We start from the raw sequence: 5,297 nt of genomic DNA on the forward strand, positions 1-5,297 counted from the left end.
CCGCCCACCCGACGGCGCCGTACCCCGCCTACAACCCGTACCGGACATAGCTCCCCGCGGGACCCGGCACCGCCGGCCGGCACACGCGCGCGTGCCCCAGGGTCAGGCCGACGCCTCCGTCAGGCGTCCCAGCTCCGCCTCCGTCAGGCTCAGGTCCGCCACCCCCAGCAGCGCCGGCAGCTGTTCCACCGTGCGGGCGGACGCGATCGGGGCCGCGACCGTCGGCTGGGCGGCGAGCCAGGCCAGGGCGACCGTGGCGACCGGGACGGTGTGGGACTCGGCGATGTCGTCGAGCGCCGCAAGCACCTTCCGGCCCCGCTCGGTCTCCAGGTGCTTGCCGGCGCCCGCCCGGCGCGGGCTGTCCACCGTCTCACCGGCGCGGTACTTGCCGGTGAGGAACCCGGAGGCCAGGGCGTAGTACGGGACGGCGGCGAGGCCCTGCCGGGACGCGACGGCCTGGAGCTCACCCTCGTACGTGTCGCGCGAGACCAGGTTGTACTGGGGCTGGAGGGCGACATAGCGCGCGAGCCCCTCGCGGTCGGAGAAGTCGAGGGACTCCGCGAGGCGCGCGGCGGAGATGTTGGAGGCGCCGATCGCCCGCACCTTGCCCGCCTTCACCAGCTCGTCCAGCGCGCCGATGATCTCCTCGACGGGGATCTCCGGCTTGTCGAAGTGGGTGTAGTAGAGGTCGATGCGGTCGGTGCCCAGCCGCCGCAGCGAGGCGTCCGCGGCCGCCTTGATGTTCGCGGCGCTCAGGCCCGGGAAGTCGGGGTGCTGGCTGACCTTGGTGGCGATGAGGACGTCGTCGCGGTTGCCGCGGGACGCCAGCCACTTTCCGATGATCGTCTCGGACTCGCCGCCGGAGTTGCCGTCCACCCACGCCGAGTACGAGTCGGCCGTGTCGAGGAAGTTGCCGCCGGCCGCGGTGTACGCGTCCAGGACGGCGAAGGAGGCGGCCTCGTCGGCGGTCCAGCCGAAGACGTTGCCGCCGAGGGAGAGCGGGAAGACCTCGAGGCCGGAGGAGCCGAGCTTGCGAAGAGAAGTCATGTCCTACGACAACGCCCGTGCCGGACAGCGGTCTTCCGGTACGGCCGCAAAGTCCTCGTAAACGAGCGGAAGCAGCCGCTCCGGACACACCGGCAGCCCTGACGTCGGGGGGACGCCGTCAGGGCTGCCGGAGTTCGCGGATACCTCAGGGGCGAAGGGCCCGAGGGGCGGGAGACCTCAGGGGTTGAGGCCCTTGCCGCGCAGCCACGCCATCGGGTCGATCCCGTCGGCCGAGCCGCCCGGGTGGACCTCCAGGTGCAGGTGCGCGCCGGTCACGTTGCCCGTGGCGCCCACGCGGCCGATGACGTCACCGGTGGCGACCTTCTGGCCGACGCTGACGCTGATCGAGGACTGGTGGCAGAACCACAGCTCGGTGCCGTCGTCGAGGGTGAGAATCGTGCGGTAGCCGTAGGAACCGGCCCAGCCGGCCTCGGTGATGGTGCCGCTGTGGACCGCCTTGATGAGCGTGCCCGTGGGAGCGGCGAAGTCGAGGCCGGTGTGGTAGCCGGAGGACCACAGGGAGCCGGCCTGACCGAAGGTCGAGGTGATGGTGTACGACGAGGTCGGCAGCGTGTACTGCTTGGCGAGCTCGGCCAGGCGCTCGGCCTCGGCCTTCTTCGCGGCCTCCTCCTCCGCCTTCTTCTTCGCGGCGGCGGCCTTCTCCTGGGCTTCCTTCTCCGCCTTGGCGGCGGCCGCGTCGGCCTCCTTCTGGGCGGCGTCCGCGACGGCCTGGGCGGCCTTGGTGTCGAGCTGGTCCTGCTGCACCTCGGCCTGGGCCAGGATGCGCGAGCGCAGCGCCTCACCGGCGTCCGAGGTGCCCTCGGCGGTGTCGACGGTGGTCGCGCCGACGCTGCTGAAGGCGCTCGTGTCGTCCGCGGCGGTGTCGGCGTCGTCCGAGATCAGCGAGCCCACGTTGGGCAGGTCGGGAAGGGAGATGGAGACCGGCGGCTTGCCGGTGTTGGCGCTGGCCATCCCGCCCGCGCTGACCGCGGCTATGACACCGACGCCCAGAACGGTGGAGCTGCGGGCGAATCCCCCGCCGCGCTGCTTGGCGACGCGGTGCCGGCCTCGTACGGGGGCGAGGGAGTCCGCGGTGGGGTTCCACTCACCGAGCGGGGCCTCGTCGTCGGCGCGGTAACCGCCGTACACGAGGGTGTCGCGGGGTACGTACGGCGCCTCGGGGGCAGGCGGGTTGGACGCCACGTGGGCGCGCTCCTTTCCTTCCTTCTCGCCTACCGGGTTAGCTGACGGGTTCGGAGCAGGAAGGTCTCCTACGCGCGTATACCCACCGTGCTGCCACGGCGGACTACGAGCGATTCACCCCAAGGTGGTGGTTCCCCGGTTCCCTTGCGGAATTCGGCGCGTGAGCACGGAGCCGTCTCTTGTGACGGCTGGGACGACCGCGCTGCGTTATCGAACGTTAATAGACCCGGGGGCCCGATTCCAAGCTGTTCCGCTTGATCATTAACGAAATCCCGTGCACGTACGACCCATGAACGGCGAAAAACGGGCGAGTTGACCCCCTCTCAGGCGGCCGACCTGCGCTGACGGTATGTCAGTTGCAGTGCGGAGGGCGGTCGCCCGCTCACGCCCCGTCACGAGGGTCGTCGTACGGCGAGCAGCGCCATGTCGTCGGCGAGGAACCCGCCCGCATGCCGGCGCACCTCCCCCACGAGAGCGGCGAGCAGTGCGCCGGGCTCCCGGAAGGCGCGGCCGGCCAGCCGCGCCTCGGGGTCGTAGAACCGGCCCTGCCCGTCCCGCGCCTCGGTCAGTCCGTCGGTGTACAGCAGCAGCGTGGCGCCGCCCGGGAAGCCGTGCTCCTCGGCCCGGTCGGGCCAGGTGCCGAGGTCGTTGGTGCCGAGCGGCAGGGCGGTGTCGCGGGCGGGCAGCGCGCGCAGGGTGCCGTCGCCGTACAGCAGCAGGGGCGGCGGATGCCCGCGGTTGACGAGCCGTACGACCCCCGCGCCGTGCGGGAGTTCGGCGAGGACGGCCGTGGTGAACCCTTCGAGGGCGTCGACGCCGTCCCGCCGCGTGCCCTCCCGCGCCAGCGCCCGCTCCAGCCGCTGCGCGACGGCCTCCAAGGTGCTCTCCTGCTCGGCGGCCTCCCGGAACGCCCCGATGACGATCACCACGGCCGCCACCGCCCCCATCCCCTTGCCGCGCACGTCCCCGACGATCAGCCGCACCCCGTACGGGGTGTCCTGCACGGCGTACAGGTCGCCGCCGATGAGCGCGTCCGCCTGGGCCGCCTCGTAGCGCACCGCGACGTCGAACCCGCCGATCCGCCCGGCGGGACCGGGCAGTACCGCGCGCTGGGCGGCCTCGGCGATCTCGCGCTGGGTGGCGAGCCGTTCGCTGCTGCGGCGCACCAGGAGATTGATGAGGACCGCGAGGACGGCGACCGTCATCACGGTGACCGTCTCGGCGACGGCCTGGACCTGCAGGAGGATGCCGAGCAGCTGATGGACCACGAGGACGACGAGGACGGTGGCGGCGCCGGTGAGGACGGTGGCGCGCCGTGAGTAGAGCGGAGCGGCGACCAGGGGGGCGGCGGCGTACAGGGGCGCGGCGGAGAACTGCGCGGGGGTGAAGTAGTCGTAGAACGCCCCGGCGACGAGCAGCAGCGCAGGGAGCACGCGGACGAAGGCGCGCGCGTGCGAGATCGGCCCCTCCTGCTCCACGCCTCCAGGTTCGCCCGGATGCCGGCCGCAGGCGAACCGGGAGGCCCGAGCGGGGGAAACACTCAGGGCCGGAGTCCAGTGAACTGGATTCCGGCCCTGAGCCTTGAGTAGCGGGGACAGGATTTGAACCTGCGACCTCTGGGTTATGAGCCCAGCGAGCTACCGAGCTGCTCCACCCCGCGTCGTTGTGTGACCAGCATACGTCATCCGCGGGGTGCTCCGCGCCAGGGTTGTTTCAGGGGCCCCGACGAGCAGGTCCGGACGGGCAGGTCCGGACGGGCCGCCCGGACGCACCGGTCGGCCGGGCGGGGGCGGCGTACCCTGGCGCCTCCCACGGGGACGGGGAACAGGGAACCGGGAACGAGGAGGGGCCATGGCGGGAGCCGACGAGCGGCCGGTGGAGATCGGGGAGCGGGAGTTCCCGCTGTCCGGCGGCCGGACGCTGCGGGTGACGGAGTTCGGCAACGGCGGGATCCGGCTGGCCGTGCACACGGGCACCCCCTACGTGATCACGAGCCTGGAGCAGACCGAGGGCGGGGCCGTGCTGGGACTGTCCCCCGGCCGCGAGGGGTCGAACGCCCACCGGAACCGGGTCCGCGACCACGGGGAGGACGGCCGCCCGGAGTGAGCCCGTCCGGCGCACCCGCCCGGGTGAGGTTCAGCCGACGCCGAGTTCGGTCAACTCGCCCAGCGGCAGGGTGTGCTGGGTCTGCAGGACCTTCGCGCGCAGGTAGCGGACGTTGTGGGCGGTGGTGAACACCCCGGTGGGGACCCGGTCGTGGACGCCGATCCCCAGGTCCCTCAACTGGCCTGCCTTGTCGGGGTTGTTGGAGAGCAGGTCGATCTCGTCGATGCCGAGGGCGGCCAGCATCTGCGCGGCCGCCGTGTAGTCGCGGGCGTCCTCGGGCAGGCCCAGCGCGGTGTTCGCGGCGTAGGTGTCGAGGCCCTGGTCCTGGAGGGCGTACGCGTCGAGCTTGTTGTAGAGGCCGATCCCGCGGCCCTCCTGGCGGAGGTAGAGCAGGACGCCGCCGCGCTCGGCTATGCGCTCGACCGCCTCGCGCAGCTGGGGTCCGCAGTCGCAGCGGGCGGAGCCGAAGACGTCGCCGGTGAGGCACTCGGAGTGCAGCCGCACCAGCGGGACCGTGCCGGGGGCGGGGTCGCCGAGGACGACGGCGAGGTGCTCCCGTCCGTCGGTCAGGCCGTGGAAGGTGACGAGCTCGGCGTCTACGCGGTAGCCGTCCCCGAAGCGCAGCGGGACGCGGACGCGGGAGCGCTGGGTGGCGGCGGGCAGGTCGGGCATGCGGGTACTCCGGTTCGTAGGCATACATGCTTCAGATTTGAAGCAGTTCTACTGATCGAGACCCTACCCCATGCTTTAAATTTGAAGCAACGGATTTATGGCGCTCGTCACGCCCGCCCCTCACCCGGGCAGGACGGGGACGAACGCCGGCGCCACGGGACCTCCTCGACGGGCCCGCCCTCCCCCTGGAGCCCGGCGGTGACGCTGGTGAAGATCTCCTCCAGCTGCCCCACCTGCTCCGGGGTGAGCCGGTCGAAGAGCGCCGCCCG

At 72.2% G+C, this 5,297-nt stretch carries 5 protein-coding genes, 1 tRNA gene, 1 pseudogene and 1 riboswitch; of the genes and pseudogenes, 1 reads left to right on the forward strand and 6 read right to left on the reverse strand.

Annotated elements, in window-relative coordinates; genetic code table 11:
* Positions 1-102: 102 nt before the first annotated feature.
* From EHS43_RS36470 to EHS43_RS36485, 4 genes are all read right to left on the reverse strand, one after another.
* A complete protein-coding gene (locus EHS43_RS36470; RefSeq protein ID WP_125194886.1) occupies positions 103-1,047 on the reverse strand; it encodes an aldo/keto reductase in 945 nt (314 codons plus the stop codon).
* Positions 1,048-1,224: 177 nt separating this feature from the next.
* Positions 1,225-2,250 carry a M23 family metallopeptidase gene (locus EHS43_RS36475; protein ID WP_125194887.1) on the reverse strand — a complete coding sequence of 342 codons (1,026 nt, stop codon included), beginning with the start codon at positions 2,248-2,250 and terminating at the stop codon, positions 1,225-1,227.
* Between the two features lie 11 nt (positions 2,251-2,261).
* Positions 2,262-2,419: riboswitch (cyclic di-AMP (ydaO/yuaA leader) on the reverse strand.
* Between the two features lie 223 nt (positions 2,420-2,642).
* Positions 2,643-3,728, reverse strand: a complete 1,086-nt coding sequence (locus tag EHS43_RS36480) for a PP2C family protein-serine/threonine phosphatase (protein WP_260470884.1) — start codon at positions 3,726-3,728, stop codon at positions 2,643-2,645.
* A gap of 108 nt (positions 3,729-3,836) precedes the next feature.
* Positions 3,837-3,910, reverse strand: a tRNA-Met gene (locus tag EHS43_RS36485).
* A gap of 191 nt (positions 3,911-4,101) precedes the next feature.
* Between EHS43_RS36485 and EHS43_RS36490 the strand changes: the two genes are divergently transcribed.
* On the forward strand, positions 4,102-4,356 hold the full coding sequence (locus tag EHS43_RS36490; protein ID WP_125194889.1) for a hypothetical protein: 255 nt from the start codon (positions 4,102-4,104) through the stop codon (positions 4,354-4,356).
* Between the two features lie 30 nt (positions 4,357-4,386).
* On the opposite strand, the gene ribA is transcribed toward EHS43_RS36490, so the two are convergent.
* Positions 4,387-5,028: a GTP cyclohydrolase II gene (gene ribA, locus EHS43_RS36495; protein WP_125194890.1), complete on the reverse strand. Its 642-nt coding sequence runs from the start codon at positions 5,026-5,028 to the stop codon at positions 4,387-4,389.
* A gap of 107 nt (positions 5,029-5,135) precedes the next feature.
* Positions 5,136-5,297, reverse strand: a pseudogene (locus tag EHS43_RS48370) (MarR family transcriptional regulator); the annotation flags it as partial.

The sequence above is a fragment of the Streptomyces sp. RP5T genome, assembly GCF_003933965.1.
GTDB lineage: Bacteria > Actinomycetota > Actinomycetes > Streptomycetales > Streptomycetaceae > Streptomyces.